Consider the following 17,019-nt stretch of genomic DNA (forward strand, 5'->3'; position numbering starts at 1 on the left):
AGGTAGCGTTCGGGCACGATGCCCGCGCGCAGGGCCTCGATTTCGGCCCGGCGCAGGGAGAGGCCCGCCAGATGCGCCGCGCTGCGGCAGGCGCGGTGCGGCAGCACGCGCACGGGCGTGCCGTCGGGGAGCAGGGCGTCCCGGGCCAGGTCCTCGAAGGGGGTGGTCATGGAGCGTCCAGGCCGGTTCCGGCGAGGCGTTCGCCCGGAGGGGCCCCGGGGGCCAGGGGACAGGCGTTGGCCGAGGGGATGCCTGTGGCGGGGGGGGGCCCGGACGGCCGGTTCATCCCATGTTCCTGAAGCCCAGGAGCACGCGGTAGGGCCCCGGCACGCCGGGCGGGGCCAGGGCGACGCGGTCGCCCGGCCGCACCACGGCCTGTTCCGGGGCGCTGGCCTTGCCGTTGACGAACACCACCTCCACCTGGTCGCGGGTCACGCCCAGGCGGGCGAGGAGTTCCTCGCCGGTGGTTTCCGGGGGCACGTCGAGGCTCATGGGGCTCGTCCAGCCACGCTGCCGGAAGAGGTCGGAGAGGCCCATGAAGGCGCGGACTTCGATGCTCGCTGGCACGGACGAATCCTCCATTGATCCCGGATTGTTCGCGACGTGCGCCGGGAAAAGGCTCACTCCCCGCCCACGGCGGGAAACAGGCTCACCCCCCGCCCACGGCGGGAAACAGGCTCACGCGGTCCCCGTCGGCAAGGGGCCGGTCCAGGGCGGCGTGCGCGCCGTTGACGAAGAGCACGGCCACCTGGTCCGGCTCGATGCCCAGGCGCGCGATCACGTCCCTGGCCGTCTCGCCGGGTTGGAGCGGGACGTGTTCGGCGTCGGCGGGCTGGAAGGGGGCCAGGGTGGCGAAGCACTTCACGGTGATCTGCATGTTCCAAACCTACGGGGGACCGGTCAGGGAGTCAACCGGACCGGGGATTTCTGGCCGGTGACGCCGCCCCGGGGACATCGCCCAGGAACCGTCGGCCAGGGGACGCCGACTCCGGGGCGCCGCTCCGGGGTTGCCGGACAGGAAGCGCCGGAGGGCGGACGGCCCGGGGGCCGTCCGCCTCTGGTTCCGGCGGGATGGGGCTAGAAGTTGAACACTTCGTCGATTTCCTCGTCGGTGAAGTCCCAGACCGCGTTGTGGGGCGGGCAGGGCTCCTCGAAGAACTCGGGCAGGCGGTCGTGGGCGTTGGTGAAGCCCGCGCGGCGGTTGAAGTCGCGTTCGGCCTTGAGGATGGTCTTGCCCAGGGCGGTGACGTCGTCGCCGGTGAGGGTGAGGTTGTAGCGGGCGTTGATCATGTCCACCAGGGCGTTGAAGCCGTCGGCGATGTCCAGGATGGCGAAGGCGATGAACAGGCACATGCCGGTGCTGTCCACGGCGGCCGTGGCGATCTGGAGGTTGCGCGAGAGCTCCACCTGTCCTTCCTTGCCCAGCGGGTCCACGTAGCCGCCCACCTTGAGGATGTTGGCGGCCACGGCGTAGCCTGCGGTGTGGTCCGCGCCCATGGGGGTGGTGGCGTAGGTGAGGCCCACGCCCTTGACGGCGCGGGGGTCGTAGGCGGGGATGGCCTGGTTTTTCACCACGGGCACGCGGGTGATGCCGTACATCTGGCCCACGGCGGCCGCGCCGCAGCCCAGGATGCGGCCCAGCGGGGTGCCCTGGCGGATCTGCTTCACGAGTTCGAGGGAGGCCTTGGCATCGCCCCAGGGGAGCACGCCCGCGTCCATGGCCACGGCCAGGGCGACGGAGGTCTCGATGGAGTCCACGCCCACTTCGTCGTATTCACGGTCGATGAGGGCGATGCCGTCCAGGTTGTCGATGGCTGCGTCCGCGCCCAGGGCCCAGATGGTCTCGTATTCGAAGCCGCTGGTGACGTATTCGCCCTTTTCGTCCACGTAGTGCTGCGAGCAGCGGATGATGCAGCCCTTGTGGCAGCCGTGGGTGGTCTTGCCGCCGCGCGCGGAGATGGTGGCTTCCATGGTTTCGCCGCCGATGTTGTTGGCCCATTCGTTGCGGCCGCGGCGGAAGTTCTCGGTGGGCAGGCCGCCCGCCTCGTTGAGGATGTTCACCAGGATGTTGGTGCCGTACTTGGGCAGGCCCTGGCCGGTGACGGGGTGGGTGGTCAGGGCGTTGGCGAAGCGCTTGGCGGCGCTCTTGAAGGCTTCGGGGTCGGCGATGGTCACGCCGGGCGCGCCGGTGTCGTCGATGACCACGGCCTTGATCTTCTTGGAGCCCATCACCGCGCCCAGGCCGCCGCGACCGGCGCTGCGCAGGTTGCCGTCGGGGTCGGCGAAGGAGATGTTGGCGGCGCTCAGGCGCATCTCGCCGGCGGGACCGGCCAGGGCCACGCCCACCTTGGGGCCGTACTTGGCCTGGAGGAACTTCACGGCCTCGTAGTTGCCCTTGCCGAGGATCTCGGCGGGGGCGTCGTCGATGGTCACGGAGTCCATGGCCACCTTGACCACGTAGAACTTGTCCTCGGCGGGGAGGCCTTCAAACACGATGGCCTTGATGTCCATCTTGGCCATGCGCTGGGAGAACGTGCCGCCCGCGTTGCTCTCCTTGATGGTGCCGGTGAGGGGGCTCTTGGCGCCGCAGGAGATGCGCCCGGAGTTGGCGGCGCTGGTGCCGGTGAGGAAGCCCGGGGCGAAGATGAGCTTGTTGTTCTTGCCCAGGGGGTGGCAGGTGGGCTTCACTTCGTTGGCCACGAAAATGGAGGTGAGGCCGCGACCGGCCAGCCCGGCGTACTGCTCGGGGCATTCCCCGATGGTGACGGACTTCGTTCCCATGTCCACGCGGATGAACTTTGCCATGTGAGCCTCCGTTGTATGCTGAAAGGATTGAGCGTTGTTCATCGTGCACCGCATCGTCACAGGGCATCGGGCAGGCCTTGGGTCCGCGACGCCCTCACGGAGCCGTGGCTGCCGCCGTTGCCCTACACTGAACCGAATCGATTTCCCCGGCTGACTTATGTCACGACTGACATATTGCAACCGTGGGAATGCAACACCCGGCCCTCCGATCGTCCCGGGCCTCTGGCTTGACTTGTTCATGCCGGGCCGGGCTGTTTCTCCCGCGACGTTGTGCAACGCCGCGCAGTGCGCGGGGGGGCAGTCGGACCACCCCCAAGGGCATGGTACATCTAGAAATGTGCACATGAACTGTCAATCTATGCCGTTCAAGGCATAAGAGTCATATGGCATCAGGGGTTACGTTTTTGTAGGTGGGGTGTTTTGACTCTGATGCCCTATGACCCGGATTGGGTCGTTCTGACCCACGAGCGGGAGTTGGTAGCGGTGGTGCCTGGATGAAGGTTTTTCTTTGATAACAGTGTATTGCCGTGCTCTTGGGGCGCGCGGAAGCGCAGCGGAAGCCCCCGCACGAGGCCTTCGGGCGCAGTGGGCGCCGGGCCGAAAAAAATCGAAAAAGAGTTCGTGTCTCCTGGACGGATCACCGATGGAGCTTGTTGCGCAGGGCAAAAGCGAAGATGGCCGCCTGGATGGGGATGAGCAGGCGAGAGAGGAGGAGGGCGGGGTTAGGCGGCTCGATCGCGCATGGCCGTCCAGCCTGCGCAGGCCAGGGCCAGGGTCCAGGGCAGGAAGGACGCGCCGGATTCGTAGTTCTGCCACTGGCGGGGGCTCACGCCCAGTTCGCGGGCGGCCTGCGCCTGGGTGAGTCCGTGTCGTTCGCGCCAGCGGCGCAGTCCGTCGGGGGTGAGGGGCGCTCCGCGCTGTTCGCTTTCGAGCAGTTGCAGGTGTACGGAGTCGATTTCCAGGTCGTCGTCGAGGAAGGCCACAGTGGATCCGTATTCGCCAACGTGGGCCTTGGCAAAGAGGTCCGGGTCCAGGAGGCGGTGTATGCTTTTGGACTCGATCCACACGGAGAGGGAGATGGTGGAGCGGGAACCGTCCGCCCAGGAGACGGCCAGACGATGCCCCGGCAAGGGCTCGACGGCGGCGATGGCCTTGGGGCCGAAGGGCCAGGGCACGCGTTTCATGGGTTCAGCTCCTGCCAGATGGCCATAAGGGATTCACGGTTATGATCTGCCCATTCCAGGGCGTCCTTGCCGCTACGCCGGGCGGCCTTGTCGCCCTTCACTTCACCGGACGCCAGGTCCACGCAGAGTTCGCCCTCCGGCGTGTCCACATGGAAGTGGGGCGGCAGATGGTCACCGGAAAGAATCGTAAGCCGGGCCTTCCCGAAACGCCGCACAGTGACCATGGCTGAATTATGCGCAATGATTGCGTGTTGTCAAGTTCACCGATGGAGCTTGTTGCGCAGGGCGAAAGCGAAGATGGCCGCCTGGATGGGGATGAGCAGGCGGGAGAGGAAGAGGGCGGCCATGTCGTAGAAGGCCGGGGGATTCCAATCCGGCTTGAGGAACAGGGCGTACTGGACAAAGGCGAGGCCAAGCTTGCCGAAGCCTTCGGTGTAGAGGGGGAACGGAGGTCCGCCGATCTTGGCGGCGGCACCGAAGGTCAGGACGCAGAGCAATGCGAAGAGCAGGAAGAAGAGAACTTTCGCAGCCTGCCAGGGGTCTTCGCCGTAGCGACTGATGATGCGATAGACTTCCAACATCCAGCGCTGGAAGGAGCGGGGCTTTTCGAGGCGGTGCAGCTTGAGTTGGGCTTCTTTTTCGGCATAGTGCCAGAGCGAGGCTTCGGCGTCGTTCTGCTCGTCGCGGCAGCGTTTTTTCATCTGGCGGTAGAACTGTAAGACAGAGGGCAATGAAGAAAAGTCATCTTCTTTTGTTACGAAATATCTTGAACCGTTCTCTGTCGTGCGCCAACGGACATTTCGAAATTTAATGGCGTTTACATCAGTATCGAGAAGGCTTACTGTAGACATATCTGACTCTGAAATTATTAATGAGCCGCCGATCTGAACGTCCTCAAGTAGCACGTTTGATGAAAAATCGCATCGAACGAAAAGCGAGCGTTTAGAGAATGATGACTTTGAGAACCGTGTTTCTTGATGTCGATTGCTATTGAATTTTGTATTGGAAAAATCTACTGTACCATTAAAGTTGCAGAGGAAGAAGTCGACTGAGTTAAAGAACCATGCGCTATTAAAAGTAGCTGAATCGTTGAATTTGGAATGCGAGAAAATTGGTTGTTGAGTAGTGGTGTCGTTAAATTCAGAATGTGCAAAGTCGGTGTGTTTATGGAATGTGCATGAATCAAAAAATGTTCCTGTTGAAAATTTAGTTTTGTAAAAGAGGGCAGCGCCTTTGAATTCGGTGTAAAAAAATCTACACGCGCAAGGTCCTGGTTGTGTAAGAATTCTGATCCGGAAAATGTTGTTTTGTATTCAAATGATGCATTGCTAAATCGTGCACCAGAGTAGAATGTTGCGTGACTGAAGATCGTCTCACCTGAAAAAGATGTTTCGTAAAAGTCTGGTGTTTTAATGAATCGTGCGTGTTTGAAAATGATACTGGGAAGCGGGTTATGTTCGTTGAAGTGCTCAAAGCTGATGTGGTATGGGAATATTGTTCCCGATAGAATGCATGTTGTTTTTCTGTGTGATGATTCAGATATTCTGGCATGTATAGTGTTGTTATATGCTTTTGAGTCAATGCCTTTTTTTCCACAGAAGAATGAAATACACAATATCCCCTCCCATCCCCCTCATCGTCCTTCCACACAACTTCCTGCGGGTCAGGCCACCTGTATTCCTTACACTTGCAGCATTCCATACGCGTCACCCCGTCCGTCTCTTCTTTCAGATATCCCTCTCCATTTATCCCTACGTCCCTGCCCTCCGTCTGTCCAGCCTCCCCCCTGTCGCCCTTGACGGAGTCTGTCAGGAGCCCCCTCCCATCCCCCCGGGAGGTATTCCCGCAAAGCAGCTCCCGAACCCCTTGGATCATACCAATCAAGTATGATATGTTAATCAAAACGACAAAAACGTATCACCCGCCTCCCACGCCCCCTCATCACCCCGCAAGCCACGCTGCAAGCCAGAATCCACGGGCTGTTTGCCTTCCGGCACGCCCCTTCCTCCCTTGACAACTCTGGTGCGGACAGCGGAACGCTTTAAAAAAAGTTTCCATAATGTAAATGCCCACGAACCCGCGATTTTGGCCGGATTTCGAGGCCTGGCCTGGGTTTGTGAGCGTTTTCACCCCGTTTTTCCACTTGACGCGAAGGCCCGAAATACACATGCTCCCTTTCCCGCATTCCGTGTGCCCGGGCCACCCATGCCTCGGGACAATTCGGCCCGCGGCTTCCATGGGGGAGCGGGCCGGGGTGGGCGCACCAACGCCGGCCCTCGCGACCCCCTCCAAAACGATCCGAAAGAGGTGACCGTCTTGGCCTTCGCCCCAATCAACAAGAATTACCACGACTTCTTCGTCGTCCGGGACAAGGAAGCCTGCATCAACTGCCAGGTGTGCGTGCGTCAGTGCTCCTACGGAGTGCACTACTGGGACGAAGCCCGGCAGTGCGTGCGCCACGACAACACCAAGTGCATCGGCTGCCACCGCTGCGAGGCGCTGTGTCCCACCCAGGCCCTGCTCATCCAGGAGAAGCCCTCCACCTTCAAGCCCAACGCCCTCTGGCGGCCGGTGTTCATCAAGAACATCTACAAGCAGGCCGACTCCGGCGGCGTGCTCCTGGCGGGCATGGGCTCCCCCGTGGACATCCCCGTCTACTGGGACAAGATGCTCCTCGACGCGAGCCAGGTCACCAACCCCTCCATCGACCCCCTGCGCGAACCCATGGAGCTGCGCACTTTCCTGGGCGCCAAGCCCACCGCGCTCCAGTTCGAGCAGACCGACCAGGGGCCCAAGGTCAAGACGGAGATGAAGCCCAACATCAAGCTCAACACGCCGATCATGTTCTCGGCCATGAGCTTCGGCTCCATCAACTTCAACCTGCACGTGGCCATGGCCCGCGCCGCCACCGAGCTGGGCACCTTCTACAACACCGGTGAGGGCGGCCTGCACCACAGCCTCTACCAGTACGGGGCCAACACCATCCCCCGGCAAGGGCTCGACGGCGGCGATGGCCTTGGGGCCGAAGGGCCAGGGCACGCGTTTCATGGGTTCAGCTCCTGCCAGATGGCCATAAGGGATTCACGGTTATGATCTGCCCATTCCAGGGCGTCCTTGCCGCTACGCCGGGCGGCCTTGTCGCCCTTCACTTCACCGGACGCCAGGTCCACGCAGAGTTCGCCCTCCGGCGTGTCCACATGGAAGTGGGGCGGCAGATGGTCACCGGAAAGAATCGTAAGCCGGGCCTTCCCGAAACGCCGCACAGTGACCATGGCTGAATTATGCGCAATGATTGCGTGTTGTCAAGTTCACCGATGGAGCTTGTTGCGCAGGGCGAAAGCGAAGATGGCCGCCTGGATGGGGATGAGCAGGCGGGAGAGGAAGAGGGCGGCCATGTCGTAGAAGGCCGGGGGATTCCAATCCGGCTTGAGGAACAGGGCGTACTGGACAAAGGCGAGGCCAAGCTTGCCGAAGCCTTCGGTGTAGAGGGGGAACGGAGGTCCGCCGATCTTGGCGGCGGCACCGAAGGTCAGGACGCAGAGCAATGCGAAGAGCAGGAAGAAGAGAACTTTCGCAGCCTGCCAGGGGTCTTCGCCGTAGCGACTGATGATGCGATAGACTTCCAACATCCAGCGCTGGAAGGAGCGGGGCTTTTCGAGGCGGTGCAGCTTGAGTTGGGCTTCTTTTTCGGCATAGTGCCAGAGCGAGGCTTCGGCGTCGTTCTGCTCGTCGCGGCAGCGTTTTTTCATCTGGCGGTAGAACTGTAAGACAGAGGGCAATGAAGAAAAGTCATCTTCTTTTGTTACGAAATATCTTGAACCGTTCTCTGTCGTGCGCCAACGGACATTTCGAAATTTAATGGCGTTTACATCAGTATCGAGAAGGCTTACTGTAGACATATCTGACTCTGAAATTATTAATGAGCCGCCGATCTGAACGTCCTCAAGTAGCACGTTTGATGAAAAATCGCATCGAACGAAAAGCGAGCGTTTAGAGAATGATGACTTTGAGAACCGTGTTTCTTGATGTCGATTGCTATTGAATTTTGTATTGGAAAAATCTACTGTACCATTAAAGTTGCAGAGGAAGAAGTCGACTGAGTTAAAGAACCATGCGCTATTAAAAGTAGCTGAATCGTTGAATTTGGAATGCGAGAAAATTGGTTGTTGAGTAGTGGTGTCGTTAAATTCAGAATGTGCAAAGTCGGTGTGTTTATGGAATGTGCATGAATCAAAAAATGTTCCTGTTGAAAATTTAGTTTTGTAAAAGAGGGCAGCGCCTTTGAATTCGGTGTAAAAAAATCTACACGCGCAAGGTCCTGGTTGTGTAAGAATTCTGATCCGGAAAATGTTGTTTTGTATTCAAATGATGCATTGCTAAATCGTGCACCAGAGTAGAATGTTGCGTGACTGAAGATCGTCTCACCTGAAAAAGATGTTTCGTAAAAGTCTGGTGTTTTAATGAATCGTGCGTGTTTGAAAATGATACTGGGAAGCGGGTTATGTTCGTTGAAGTGCTCAAAGCTGATGTGGTATGGGAATATTGTTCCCGATAGAATGCATGTTGTTTTTCTGTGTGATGATTCAGATATTCTGGCATGTATAGTGTTGTTATATGCTTTTGAGTCAATGCCTTTTTTTCCACAGAAGAATGAAATACACAATATCCCCTCCCATCCCCCTCATCGTCCTTCCACACAACTTCCTGCGGGTCAGGCCACCTGTATTCCTTACACTTGCAGCATTCCATACGCGTCACCCCGTCCGTCTCTTCTTTCAGATATCCCTCTCCATTTATCCCTACGTCCCTGCCCTCCGTCTGTCCAGCCTCCCCCCTGTCGCCCTTGACGGAGTCTGTCAGGAGCCCCCTCCCATCCCCCCGGGAGGTATTCCCGCAAAGCAGCTCCCGAACCCCTTGGATCATACCAATCAAGTATGATATGTTAATCAAAACGACAAAAACGTATCACCCGCCTCCCACGCCCCCTCATCACCCCGCAAGCCACGCTGCAAGCCAGAATCCACGGGCTGTTTGCCTTCCGGCACGCCCCTTCCTCCCTTGACAACTCTGGTGCGGACAGCGGAACGCTTTAAAAAAAGTTTCCATAATGTAAATGCCCACGAACCCGCGATTTTGGCCGGATTTCGAGGCCTGGCCTGGGTTTGTGAGCGTTTTCACCCCGTTTTTCCACTTGACGCGAAGGCCCGAAATACACATGCTCCCTTTCCCGCATTCCGTGTGCCCGGGCCACCCATGCCTCGGGACAATTCGGCCCGCGGCTTCCATGGGGGAGCGGGCCGGGGTGGGCGCACCAACGCCGGCCCTCGCGACCCCCTCCAAAACGATCCGAAAGAGGTGACCGTCTTGGCCTTCGCCCCAATCAACAAGAATTACCACGACTTCTTCGTCGTCCGGGACAAGGAAGCCTGCATCAACTGCCAGGTGTGCGTGCGTCAGTGCTCCTACGGAGTGCACTACTGGGACGAAGCCCGGCAGTGCGTGCGCCACGACAACACCAAGTGCATCGGCTGCCACCGCTGCGAGGCGCTGTGTCCCACCCAGGCCCTGCTCATCCAGGAGAAGCCCTCCACCTTCAAGCCCAACGCCCTCTGGCGGCCGGTGTTCATCAAGAACATCTACAAGCAGGCCGACTCCGGCGGCGTGCTCCTGGCGGGCATGGGCTCCCCCGTGGACATCCCCGTCTACTGGGACAAGATGCTCCTCGACGCGAGCCAGGTCACCAACCCCTCCATCGACCCCCTGCGCGAACCCATGGAGCTGCGCACTTTCCTGGGCGCCAAGCCCACCGCGCTCCAGTTCGAGCAGACCGACCAGGGGCCCAAGGTCAAGACGGAGATGAAGCCCAACATCAAGCTCAACACGCCGATCATGTTCTCGGCCATGAGCTTCGGCTCCATCAACTTCAACCTGCACGTGGCCATGGCCCGCGCCGCCACCGAGCTGGGCACCTTCTACAACACCGGTGAGGGCGGCCTGCACCACAGCCTCTACCAGTACGGGGCCAACACCATCGTGCAGGTGGCCTCCGGCCGCTTCGGCGTCCACCGCGACTACCTCAACGCGGGCGGCGCCATCGAGATCAAGATCGGCCAGGGCGCCAAGCCCGGCATCGGCGGGCACCTCCCCGGCGAGAAGATCAACGCCAAGGTCTCCGAGACGCGCATGGTCCCCCTGGGCTCCGACGCCATCTCGCCCGCGCCGCACCACGACATCTACTCCATCGAGGATCTCCATCAGCTCATCTTCGCCCTCAAGGAAGCCAGCGCCTACCGGGTGCCGGTGTCGGTGAAGATCGCGGCGGTGCACAACGTGGCGGCCATCGCCTCGGGCATCGTTCGCGCGGGCGCGGACATCGTGACCATCGACGGCGTGCGCGGCGGCACCGGCGCGGCCCCGGCCATGATCCGCGACAACGTGGGCATCCCCATCGAGCTGGCCCTGGCCAGCGTGGACCAGCGCCTGCGCGACGAAGGCATCCGCAACCAGGCCTCCATCGTGGCCGCGGGCGGCACGCGTTGCTCCGCCGACGTGGTGAAGGCCATCGCCCTGGGCGCGGACGCCGTGTACATCGCCACCGCGGCCCTGCTCTCCGTGGGCTGCACCCTCTGCGCGCGCTGCTACACCGGCAAGTGCCCCTGGGGCATCGCCACCAACGACCCCTACCTGGCCAAGCGCCAGAACCCCGACATCGCGGCCAAGAAGATGGTCAACCTCGTGCGGGCCTGGTCCCACGAAATCGAGGAGATGCTGGGCGGCATGGGGCTCAACTCCATCGAAAGCCTGCGCGGCAACCGCGACAAGCTGCGCGCCGTGGGCCTGAACTCCGTGGAGCTCGACACCCTGGGCGTCAAGGCCGCCGGGAGGTAACCCGCCATGAAGAAGATCTATCCCAACAAGGAAGTGTGCATCGGCTGCCATCTCTGCGAGGTGGCCTGCGTGACCGCCCACTCCAAGACCAAGGACACCATCCTGGCCCACAACGTGGAAAAGGCCCAGGAAGGCCTGGCCCCGCGCCGCAACGTGGCCCAGGACGGACCCATCTGCGTGGCCCTCTCCTGCCGCCACTGCGAAGAGCCCATGTGCGTGGCCGCCTGCATCTCCGGCGCGCTCACCAAGAACCCGGAGACCGGGCGCTGCGAATACAACGAGGAGCAGTGCGTGGGCTGCTGGTCCTGCCTGATGGCCTGCCCCTTCGGCTCCATCCGCAGGCATCCGTTCAAGGAAAAGATCGTCAAGTGCGACATGTGCGCGGGACGCGACACCCCCGCCTGCGTGGAAGCCTGCCCCAACGCTGGCCTGGTCTTCGAAGATCGCGGCAAGGACTAAGCGGAGAATACCGATGAAATACGTGATCGTGGGCAACGGCGTGGCCAGCGTGGGAGCCATCGAGGGCATCCGCAGGGTCGATCCCGACGGCGAGATCCTGGTGGTCTCCGAGGAGAGTTCCCCCACCTACGGCCGCCCGCTCATCTCCTACCTGCTGGCCGGCAAGATCGGCCCCGAGCGCATGCAGCTGAGGCCCGTCACCTTCTATGAAAAGAACAAGGTCAAGATGATCCTTGGCTCCAAGGTGACCGGCATCGACACCAAAGCCAAAACCGTGGCCACCGCCGACGGGCACAACTACGCCTACGACAGGCTCCTGCTGGCCACCGGCGGCGTGCCCTTCGTGCCGCCCCTGCCCGGCAAGGACGGCCCCGGCGTCTACGCCTTCACCACCCTGGCCCACGCCGAAACCCTGGTGGACGTGGCCAAAAACTGCAAGCAGGTGGTGGTGATCGGCGGCGGCCTCATCGGCCTCAAGGCCGCCGAGGCCCTGCACGACAGGGGCGTGAAGATCTCCATCGTGGAGCTGGCCCCCCGCGTGCTCTCCGCCGCCTTCGACGACAAGGCCGGAAACCTCGTCTCCAAGCGCCTGGAGGAAGTGGGCATCAGCGTGCATTGCTCCACCCAGGCCACCGAGATCAAGCGCGGCCCGGACGGCCAGGTGCAGGGCGTCGCCCTCAAGGACGGCACGTTCCTGCCCGCCCAGGCCGTGGTGATCGCCATCGGCGTGGTGCCGGCCTCGGCCCTTGCCAAGGACGCGGGCATCAAGGTGGACCGGGGCGTGGTGGTGGACGAATCCCTCGCCTCCTCCGACCCCTCGGTGTTCGCGGCCGGAGACGTGGCCCAGGCCAAGGACCTCATCCTGGACGAGAACCGCGTGGTGCCCATCTGGCCCAACGCCTTCAACCAGGGCTTCTACGCGGGCAAGAACATGGCCGGTGGCGCAAGCCCCTACACGGGCGGCCTGGCCATGAACGCAATCGCCTTCTACGGCCTGCCCACCGTGTCCGTGGGCGTGGTGAACCCCGCCCCGGGCGAGACCGGCGTCGAGGTGTTCGACGCCCTGGACGAGGAGCACGGCACATACCGCAAGCTCGTCTTCAAGGACGAACGCCTGGTGGGCTACGTGCTCGTGGGCGACATCGACACCGCCGGGCTCTACACCGGCTTCATCCGCTTCAAGTTCCCCCTGGACCCGGCCGTCAAGGAGAAGCTCGTGGGCGGACAGCCCTCCATCCTCCAGTGGCCGGAAGGCTTCTTCGACGAGAAGTTCAATCCCGTCGGCGCCCAAGAGATCGTTTAAGGAGACGCGAAAGCCCATGAAGGCACCAGAAAGATACTACGACTTCCAGAAGGACATCTCGGGGTGCGGCGTCTTCGGCGTCATCAACACCAAGCGCGAGCTCATCCCCGGGTCCATGCCCATCCAGGCCATGTGCACCATGCACGACCGGGGCAACGGCCTCGGCGGCGGCTTCGCGGCCTACGGCATCTATCCCGAGCACGCCGACAAGTACGCCTTCCACATCATGGCCGACACCCAGGAAGGGCTCGACCGCGCCGAGGAACTGGTGAAGCTGTTCTTCACCATCCACGAGTCCCAGCCCATCCCCACCAAGCCCACCCCCGTGATCAAGAACCCGCCCCTGGTCTGGCGGTTCTTCCTCACCCCCAAGCAGGGCATGGACCGGCCCATGTGGCGCACCAACGACGAGAAAGACTACGTCGTCAACGTCATCATGCACATCAACAAGAAGACCCCGGCCTTCGTCTTCTCCTCGGGCAAGAACATGGGCGCCTTCAAGGGCGTCGGCTTCCCCGAGGACATCGCCGAGTTCTTCCGCCTCGACGAATACTCCGCCTACATCTGGACCGGCCACAACCGTTTCCCCACCAACACTCCCGGCTGGTGGGGCGGCGCGCACCCCTTCACCCTGCTGGACTGGTCCATCGTGCACAACGGCGAAATCAGCTCCTACGGCATCAACCGCCGCTACCTCTGCGAGCACGACTACGAGTGCACCCTCATGACCGACACCGAGGTGGTGGCCTACGAGCTGGACCTTCTGGTGCGCAAGCACGGCCTCTCCCTGCGCATGGCCTCCTGGGTCTTCGCGCCCCCGTTCTGGGACGAGATCGACCGCATGCCCGAGGAGCAGAAGCAGGCCTTCACCGCCCTGCGCATGGTCTACGGCTCGGCGCTGCTCAACGGGCCCTTCGCCATCCTGGTCTCCGACGGAACGTGCCTCATGGGCCTGAACGACCGCATCAAGCTGCGGCCCCTGGTCATCGCCGAAAGCGGGGCCAACGTGTTCATGTCCAGCGAGGAATCTTCCATCCGCGACGTCTGCCGCGAACTGGACAACGTCTGGGCTCCCAAGGCGGGCGAACCCGTCATCGTGAAGCTGGAAGACTAGGAAGAGAATATCGGGGGAAACCTTTTGTGAACAAAAGGTTTCCCCCGAACCCCCTTCCAAAAAACTTTAGTGGGCTTCGCGGGCGTCACCGGCCATGCGTGCGGTGAACGACGAAGCCATAACCGAGGGGGTCTGGGGGGAATCATTCCCCCCAGCGGGTCCAGGGCAGCGCCCTGGCCGCCGGAGGCATCCTCCTCCAGTGAGGGAGCGACATGCTGCTCGACGCCGACAACGTCTACTACCGTGAGCTGAACAAGCAGATCCGCGAACTGGTGGCCCAGGGCGAAACCGAGTTCGAGATCATCAACGTGCGCGGCCAGCGCTACATCGCCGACGGCCTGGACGGGGACCTCAAGTTCCTGGTCCGGGGCGTGCCCGGCCAGGACATGGCCGCCTTCATGCGCGGCCCAACCATCCATGTGCAGGGCAACGCCCAGGACGGCGTGGGCAACACCATGGACGACGGCCTCGTGGTCATCGACGGCATGGCCGGCGACGTGGTGGGCTACGCCATGCGCGGCGGCAAGGTGCTCGTGAAGGGCGACGTGGGCTACCGCGTGGGCATCCACATGAAGGCCTACAAGGAAAAATTCCCCGTGCTGGTGATCGGCGGCAAGGCCGGCGACTTCCTGGGCGAATACATGGCCGGCGGGGCCATCATCCTGCTGGGCATGTTCACCGGCAAACCGGCCGCGCCCATCTGCGGGCGCTCGCTGGGCACCGGCATGCACGGCGGCGTGATCTACGTGCGCGGCGAAGTGCCCCTGGAACAGCTGGGGCCCCATCTGAAGACCGAACCGGTGGACGAAGAGGACATGAAGCTCATCACCGCCAACCTCGAACAGTTCTGCCAGGAATTCGGGGTTGACTTGGAGGCCGTTTTGGCCGAACCCTTCCAGCGCGTGAAGCCGTTCTCCCACCGCCCGTACGGCAACCTCTACGTTGCCTGCTAGGCTGGAAGAACCCGTAACCAACCACTGGAGGATTCAATGTTTCTGACCAGCGTGGCCCATGCCATGGGACAGATGCCTGCCGGGGGCGCCGACGGCGGCCAGGGTGGGCTGATGTCCTTCCTTCCGCTGATCCTGATGTTCGTCATCTTCTACTTCCTGCTGATTCGTCCGCAGCAGAAGAAGCAGAAGGAAATGCGCGAGATGCTCAAGAATCTCAAACGCGGCGACCGAATCCTCACCGGCGGCGGCATCTACGGGCGCATCGATTCCATCACCGACGACAAGGTCAACGTGGAGATCGCGCCCGGCGTGGTCATCACGGTGATGCGCAGCTATGTGGCCGGTCTGGCCGACATGGTGCAGGCCCAGCAGGCCCAGAACAAGAAGGGCAAGAAGGCCGACGAGGCCCCCAAGGCCGTCGAGAAGAAGGCCGAAGAACCCAAGAGCGACGCGCCGGAAGAGAAGAAATAATTCCGCTTCCGTCCGTCTGATCGACCATTCGCGAGGGGAAACCTGGGGTTTCCCCTCTCGCGCATTCCAAGGAGCGTGCATGTCCAGCCTGTCCTGGCGTCTGATCGTGGTGGGGATCGTCCTCGTCCTGGGGCTCGTGTTCACCCTGCCGTCCGTCGAATCCGTGCGGCAATCGCCGCTGGGCAAAATGCTGCCCGCCAAGCAGGTGAGCCTCGGCCTCGACCTCAAGGGCGGCATCCACCTCACCCTGGGCGTTGACCTGGACAAGGCCCTGGCCAACTCCCTGTCCCAGGCCGGACAGGACATCAAGGCCCAGGCCCAGGAGAAAGAGCTGACCGTCATCCGGCAGAACCTCCTGGACGCTCGTCGCCTTGAGTTCGTGCTGGCAACGCCCGGCAAGAAGGCCGAGTTCGACGAGCTGCTCAAGCGCGATTTCCCCGCGCTCGCCGTTGCCTCCAGCGCCGCGGTCGAGGACGACAAGGTCAAGTACGTGGTGCAGTACAAGCCCGAGTACGTGAAAAACCTGGAAGGCCTCACCCTGGACCAGGCCGTGAAGACCATCCGCAACCGCATCGACCAGTTCGGCGTGGCCGAGCCCGACATCCGCAAGCAGTCCGGCGACCGCATCCAGATCCAGCTGCCCGGCATGAAGGACCCCGAGCGCGCCATCGCCCTGGTGGGCAAGACCGCCCACCTGGAATTCAAGATCGTGGACGAGACCGCCGACGTGGCCAAAGCCCAGAAGGGCAACCTGCCCCCGGGCCGCGAACTGGTGATGGAGCGCGTCTCCGCCCCCGGCGGCGAGTATGCGGAAAAGCCCCTGGTGGTGAAGTCCGACGCGGTGCTCACGGGCGAACACATCGCCGACGCCCGCGTGAACTTCGACCAGAACAACAACCAGCCCTATGTGGGGCTCGTCTTCACCCAGCGCGGCGCGAAGATCTTCGAGCGCGTCACGGGCGAGAACCTCAAGAAGCGCATGGCCATCATCCTGGACGGCAAGGCCTACTCCGCCCCCGTGATCCAGGACAAGATCGCCGGCGGACGCGCCCAGATCACGGGCCGCTACACCGACACCGAGGCCCGCGACCTGGCCGTGGTGCTGCGCGCGGGCGCGCTGCCCGCCCCCGTGACCGTGCTCGAACAGCGCACCGTGGGCCCCTCCCTGGGCCAGGAATCCATCGACAACGGCATGATGAGCGTCGGCGTGGCCTTCGCGGCCATCGCCCTGTTCATGCTGGTCTATTACGGGCTGTCCGGCGTGGTGGCCAACGTGGCCCTGGTGCTCAACCTGGTGCTGATCATGGCCGGGCTTTCGCTCTTCGGCGCCACGCTCACGCTGCCGGGCATCGCGGGCATCCTGCTGACCATCGCCCTTTCGGTGGACGCCAACATCATCATCTTCGAGCGCATCCGCGAGGAGATCCGCCTGGGCCTGCCCTGGCGCGCCTCCATCAAGGAGGGCTTCGCGCGCGGCACGCTGACCATCCTGGACGCCAACGTGACCACGCTCATCGCGGCCATCGTGCTCTACGAGTACGGCACCGGCCCCATCCGGGGCTTCGCCGTCACGCTGATGCTGGGCATCGTGGCCTCCATGTTCACGGCCATCTTCGTGAGCCATTCGCTGCTGGACCTCTTCACCCTGGGCAGGAAGCCCGAGGCGAAGCTTTCCATCTAGGACGTCCCGGCTGTCGCCGGGTGCAGGCAAAAGAAATGGGCGCGGCTTCAGCCGCGCCCATTTTGCTTGGGTCGAATCCTGCTTTGAGGAGTCGGCCCAAGCCTGCGCGAAGCGCAGCTTGGAGCAGGGCGGCTTTGCCGCCCGTAAGCGGCTTTGCGAAT

17 protein-coding genes and 1 pseudogene are annotated in these 17,019 nt (G+C 62.3%); 8 read left to right on the top strand and 10 right to left on the bottom strand.

Annotated features, from left to right (window positions below; translation table 11 throughout):
* Positions 1–282 precede the first annotated feature (282 nt).
* From ACV4UX_RS06160 to ACV4UX_RS06190, 7 genes are all read right to left on the bottom strand, one after another.
* Positions 283–567 carry a MoaD/ThiS family protein gene (locus tag ACV4UX_RS06160; protein WP_491592442.1) on the bottom strand — a complete coding sequence of 95 codons (285 nt, stop codon included), beginning with the start codon at positions 565–567 and terminating at the stop codon, positions 283–285.
* Positions 568–649: 82 nt separating this feature from the next.
* Positions 650–877 carry a MoaD/ThiS family protein gene (locus tag ACV4UX_RS06165; RefSeq protein ID WP_491592443.1) on the bottom strand — a complete coding sequence of 76 codons (228 nt, stop codon included), beginning with the start codon at positions 875–877 and terminating at the stop codon, positions 650–652.
* A gap of 200 nt (positions 878–1,077) precedes the next feature.
* Positions 1,078–2,805, bottom strand: a complete 1,728-nt coding sequence (locus ACV4UX_RS06170) for an aldehyde ferredoxin oxidoreductase family protein (protein WP_491592444.1) — start codon at positions 2,803–2,805, stop codon at positions 1,078–1,080.
* A 722-nt stretch (positions 2,806–3,527) separates the two neighbouring features.
* Positions 3,528–3,989 (bottom strand): helix-turn-helix domain-containing protein, encoded by a 462-nt coding sequence (locus ACV4UX_RS06175; RefSeq protein ID WP_491592445.1) that lies wholly within the window; start codon positions 3,987–3,989, stop codon positions 3,528–3,530.
* Positions 3,986–4,213, bottom strand: a complete 228-nt coding sequence (locus tag ACV4UX_RS06180; RefSeq protein ID WP_491592446.1) for a DUF4160 domain-containing protein — start codon at positions 4,211–4,213, stop codon at positions 3,986–3,988. Before ACV4UX_RS06180 ends, ACV4UX_RS06175 begins: the two co-directional genes overlap by 4 nt.
* 36 nt (positions 4,214–4,249) lie before the next feature.
* Positions 4,250–4,690 (bottom strand): hypothetical protein, encoded by a 441-nt coding sequence (locus ACV4UX_RS06185; protein WP_491592447.1) that lies wholly within the window; start codon positions 4,688–4,690, stop codon positions 4,250–4,252.
* Between the two features lie 311 nt (positions 4,691–5,001).
* Positions 5,002–5,604, bottom strand: a complete 603-nt coding sequence (locus ACV4UX_RS06190) for a pentapeptide repeat-containing protein (protein ID WP_491592448.1) — start codon at positions 5,602–5,604, stop codon at positions 5,002–5,004.
* Between the two features lie 701 nt (positions 5,605–6,305).
* Here ACV4UX_RS06190 and ACV4UX_RS06195 point away from each other — a divergent pair.
* A pseudogene (locus ACV4UX_RS06195) lies at positions 6,306–6,974 on the top strand (4Fe-4S dicluster domain-containing protein); the annotation flags it as partial.
* Between the two features lie 59 nt (positions 6,975–7,033).
* Here the strand turns inward: ACV4UX_RS06195 and ACV4UX_RS06200 are convergent.
* From ACV4UX_RS06200 to ACV4UX_RS06210, 3 genes are all read right to left on the bottom strand, one after another.
* The gene (locus ACV4UX_RS06200) at positions 7,034–7,261 is read right to left on the bottom strand and encodes a DUF4160 domain-containing protein (protein WP_491592446.1); all 228 of its coding nucleotides are present in this window, start codon (positions 7,259–7,261) and stop codon (positions 7,034–7,036) included.
* A gap of 36 nt (positions 7,262–7,297) precedes the next feature.
* Positions 7,298–7,738: a hypothetical protein gene (locus tag ACV4UX_RS06205; protein ID WP_491592447.1), complete on the bottom strand. Its 441-nt coding sequence runs from the start codon at positions 7,736–7,738 to the stop codon at positions 7,298–7,300.
* 311 nt (positions 7,739–8,049) lie between these two features.
* Positions 8,050–8,652, bottom strand: coding sequence for a pentapeptide repeat-containing protein (locus tag ACV4UX_RS06210; protein ID WP_491592448.1), 603 nt, complete (start codon positions 8,650–8,652; stop codon positions 8,050–8,052).
* Positions 8,653–9,353: 701 nt separating this feature from the next.
* On the opposite strand from ACV4UX_RS06210, the gene ACV4UX_RS06215 reads away from it, so the two are divergent.
* The 7 genes from ACV4UX_RS06215 to secD all read left to right on the top strand — a co-directional run bounded on the left by ACV4UX_RS06215 (position 9,354) and on the right by secD (position 16,858).
* The gene (locus ACV4UX_RS06215) at positions 9,354–10,877 is read left to right on the top strand and encodes a glutamate synthase-related protein (protein ID WP_491592449.1); all 1,524 of its coding nucleotides are present in this window, start codon (positions 9,354–9,356) and stop codon (positions 10,875–10,877) included.
* A 6-nt stretch (positions 10,878–10,883) separates the two neighbouring features.
* Complete coding sequence (locus tag ACV4UX_RS06220) at positions 10,884–11,336, top strand: 4Fe-4S dicluster domain-containing protein (RefSeq protein ID WP_173084347.1); 453 nt, start codon at positions 10,884–10,886, stop codon at positions 11,334–11,336.
* A 13-nt stretch (positions 11,337–11,349) separates the two neighbouring features.
* Positions 11,350–12,639, top strand: a complete 1,290-nt coding sequence (locus ACV4UX_RS06225) for an NAD(P)/FAD-dependent oxidoreductase (protein WP_491592450.1) — start codon at positions 11,350–11,352, stop codon at positions 12,637–12,639.
* A gap of 16 nt (positions 12,640–12,655) precedes the next feature.
* A complete protein-coding gene (locus ACV4UX_RS06230; RefSeq protein ID WP_173084343.1) occupies positions 12,656–13,753 on the top strand; it encodes a class II glutamine amidotransferase in 1,098 nt (365 codons plus the stop codon).
* A 212-nt stretch (positions 13,754–13,965) separates the two neighbouring features.
* Positions 13,966–14,706, top strand: coding sequence for a GltB/FmdC/FwdC-like GXGXG domain-containing protein (locus ACV4UX_RS06235; protein WP_491592451.1), 741 nt, complete (start codon positions 13,966–13,968; stop codon positions 14,704–14,706).
* A gap of 36 nt (positions 14,707–14,742) precedes the next feature.
* A complete protein-coding gene (gene yajC, locus ACV4UX_RS06240; protein ID WP_491592452.1) occupies positions 14,743–15,177 on the top strand; it encodes a preprotein translocase subunit YajC in 435 nt (144 codons plus the stop codon).
* A 79-nt stretch (positions 15,178–15,256) separates the two neighbouring features.
* The gene (secD, locus tag ACV4UX_RS06245; RefSeq protein WP_491592453.1) at positions 15,257–16,858 is read left to right on the top strand and encodes a protein translocase subunit SecD; all 1,602 of its coding nucleotides are present in this window, start codon (positions 15,257–15,259) and stop codon (positions 16,856–16,858) included.
* The last annotated feature ends 161 nt before the right edge of the window (positions 16,859–17,019 follow it).

It is taken from the genome of Fundidesulfovibrio sp., from assembly GCF_058402725.1.